The sequence below is a fragment of the Aquidulcibacter sp. genome (assembly GCF_044346625.1).
Lineage (GTDB): Bacteria > Pseudomonadota > Alphaproteobacteria > Caulobacterales > Aquidulcibacteraceae > Aquidulcibacter.
Genome location: NZ_JBIIYV010000148.1, coordinates 1 through 3,363 on the forward strand (window position 1 = coordinate 1; position 3,363 = coordinate 3,363).

Annotated in this window: 2 protein-coding genes; both read right to left on the reverse strand. The window is 51.8% G+C overall.

The genetic code is table 11. The features are described 5' to 3' along the window. Positions 1-451: 451 nt before the first annotated feature. Positions 452-2,185: an acyl-CoA dehydrogenase family protein gene (locus tag ACIQ20_RS16245; protein WP_346381587.1), complete on the reverse strand. Its 1,734-nt coding sequence runs from the start codon at positions 2,183-2,185 to the stop codon at positions 452-454. A gap of 264 nt (positions 2,186-2,449) precedes the next feature. Then, entirely contained in the window at positions 2,450-3,094 is a 645-nt protein-coding gene (locus ACIQ20_RS16250; RefSeq protein WP_395782154.1) for a hypothetical protein, read from the reverse strand. Positions 3,095-3,363 lie beyond the last annotated feature (269 nt).

Sequence of the window (3,363 nt, forward strand, 5' to 3'; positions counted from 1 at the left end):
ATGATCTGTCAATGACGCCTCCCTGATTCGGCGTCACAGACAGAATCACAGACGATTCAAACAGATCAAGGCAGAAAACCACTTATGGGTAATTGAAAGCCTCGCCGAATGGATACGCTAATGCTGACCTCGATGCGTTATTTTCCTTGTTGCCATACAACTTATAGTGAAAATATGCGCAGTCATGTGTTGCCCTTCTGACCTCTGCCAGGATTGGTCAGCAAGTTGAAGAGAGAGTCCGCTACTCTGGCGGCACCAGTTCAATAACGTGGCGCCCAACAAGAGCCCCGGCTTGCTTACGCCCGCTGCGCGCCGCACGCTCTAACCACGGTGGCGCGTCAGCAGTGGCACGCTAGCCAAAAGCCAAAGCATGATGGTCTCACCAGGCAGGATCCTCCTGATAATCGGCGGACCCCAAGAGCCAGGCAGGGTTGATTCCGTGTAGAGATGGTCAATCAACCAGAAGGTCTGTGTCTGGGTCGTTATAAGGCGGTGAGTTACCCTCTATAATATTCTTTATAACCGCCATCGACTGCGGAAGAATCAACTGGCTGAAGCATAGTGCCGCTGCCTGCTTGGAAAGAGCCACGCTATCAGAATGTCCGCGCATGGCTTTGATCTGCCTTAGCCATAACCACGCAACAAGCGTATCGCCAACACAGAGGGCAAATGGGCTTGCCCAAGCGCGAGCAACGCCTTTTTCGCTGGCCACTAAGATAGCTGCGCAGGCTTGGATCATGCTCACGCTTTCTGCAAGTGTTTTGGAAAGCGCCAACTCCTTATCACCGTCTATTGACGCTAGTTCAGAAGTGATTCTTGACAGAAGTTGGAGCAGGGCTTCCCCGCCATCCCGCCGAACACCTCTCAGGATAAAGTCGATCGCCAGAACACCATTCGTGCCCTCATGTATCGGATTGAGCCTTTGATCTCGGAACAACCTTTCAACTGGATGATCGCGAACATATCCGGCACCTCCCATGACCTGTATTGCCAGCGAGTTTGCTTCGAGACCGCGCTCGGAGCACCAAAGCTTGATTAATGGAGTGAGTAGTTTCAGGAGTATCCCTGCCCTGGAGGCCTCAACTGGATCCGGATGGCTTTGAGAGTCATCTACCATGCGTGCGCCGAATAGGCAGAGACAAAGGCCGCCGTCGCAAATAGCCCGTTGCATTAAAAGCATGCGCTTTACGTCGGCGTGACCGACAATTGCTACTTGCGCCCCTGTTTCAGGGTCGCGGCCTTGAAGTCGCGTCCGGGCGTATTCAGTAGCATAGCGATAAGCAGCATAGGCCGTAGCTGCAGCGGTAACCCCAACGCCGATGCGAGCTTCGTTCATCATTTGGAACATATAAGAAAGGCCTGCGTGCGGCTTGCCGATCAAATAGCCGGTTGAAGGACCATCCGTTCCGAAAGTCAGTGCACAGTTTGATGTTCCTCGGTGGCCCAGCTTATGATTTAGTCCGATCGTAGAGACTTTGTTTGAACTACCATCAAGACTCATCTTTGGTACAATAAGAAGCGACAAGCCTGAAGCATTTGATGTGCCGCCGTCGATTCTTGCCAAAACAAGATGGGCGATGTTAGCTGTGAAGTCTTGATCTCCGCCTGAGATCCACATCTTAGTGCCTGTAACATTATAGCAACCATCGTTACGCAGGACTGCCTTGGTGTGAATTTCGCCAAGTGCAGACCCTGCATGAGGCTCGCTGAGGCACATTGTCCCTGCCCAAATCCCGTCACGTAAAGGAGCTAGGAAGGTTGACTTCTGCCAGACATCACCAAACGTTTGGATGATCCTAGCTGCAGCAGTCGTGAGAAATCCATAGCCAGCCGCCGGTGTGCATGCTGCTCCAAATATTGCCATGAGTGTTGTTGATACGCAGGCAGGTAGCTGTAGCCCCCCTGATTCAACATGCAAACTAGCCCCAAGAAAGCCCGCGTCGGCGTAAGCTCGAAACGCCCGAGCCACTGCCTTGTGGACAGTCACATTTCCTTGCAGAAGCAGCGGCTCTTCCCTGTCAATTATGTCGGCGATCGGGCCAAACTCCCGCTTGGCCAAGTCATCCGCTGCGGTCAAAATGCACTCAAGGTCAAGCTGATCAAGGTGATTAAACGTCGGACGGACTAGCAAGGCCTCCGCATCGAGTACGTCAAATAAAAGGAAGCGCAATTCCTGTAGCAGCAAGTCGGCACCTAATGTCGGCATATATAAAATAATATGTTGACACTTTTAGGGGAAATCGTCTTGGACTGCAAGCGATTTCCTGGAACTCAAGCTTCTAAGGGCATAGCTGCTCACGTAAGTCTTACGTTTGGTCAATGTGGCAACATGCACGCCGCTTCTGAGACAAATTTGAACTTCATCTGCACCGACGATCGGCTGCGCTAAAGATAACTTTGCCGGGTTCAACGTCTGCGCTGGCATTGCCGGCGATCGGTGTAGCTTGCTCTACCAAGACTGAGCCTGAGATTGGCGGGGAGCAAGCCCTGCGTCAAACTCGAGCAAAATATCATAGAACTCTTTCCATTTTAGTAAGCGCGCGGAACCGTTTTGAAAGCGGTAAGCCCAGAATGACGAGATATGCGAAATCATACCCATTGAATGGCCTAAATCCAGCAAGAGAACTGGTGCATTCAACAAGAAGCTGCGGAAGGCTCCAGGATTGCCTCGGTGGACGAGGTCGGCGAATGCATCATCATAGAGCGCCAGCGCTTGACTACAGCCTCGCGCAGTTTCCCGGAGCCGCGTACGAATTGATGCTTTAAGCGCGTCAAATCTTTCTTGCGTTGCAACTTCATTCGACCCCACAGGTCTGATATGGTCGATTTGTTTGGTCACACGGATTAAGCCTTGCATCATTTCCGAGAATTGCCATTTGTAGTAGATGAAACCCTTCCAGCTAAAGATTCCCTTTGTGAAATGAGTGCCGTTTAAGCCCAATGTCTCACGCAAGGGGTTTAGTGCGCCAACATCATTTGCGAGCAAAAGTGCGTTGGCGAGGTTAGCAATCATGGCGTCGCTGCCCATGCCACTAACGTCTCCAACCGCCATCCGGATCAGCGGTGCCATCTCTGAGTTTGCGAAATTTTGCATGCGCTGGGCATCAGCTGGCGATATCGGGAAATAGCATTCGGCGGGTTCGTGTTGGTTCCGGCGCAAACATTCCCGAACCAAAAACGGATCAAGAGAAGGCAACTCGTCCAACATGTCCAAGACTGAAAAGTCTTTTTCGAGCTCCTGTTCGCCGATCGTGTCCCATGGCGTGGTGTAACAGCGGCGTCATGATGTAGCCGGTTTAGGGCTGAGTTGATCATGTTCAGGGGACTGCGCTGAGCATGACGATGGGATCATTGCTTAAAGGT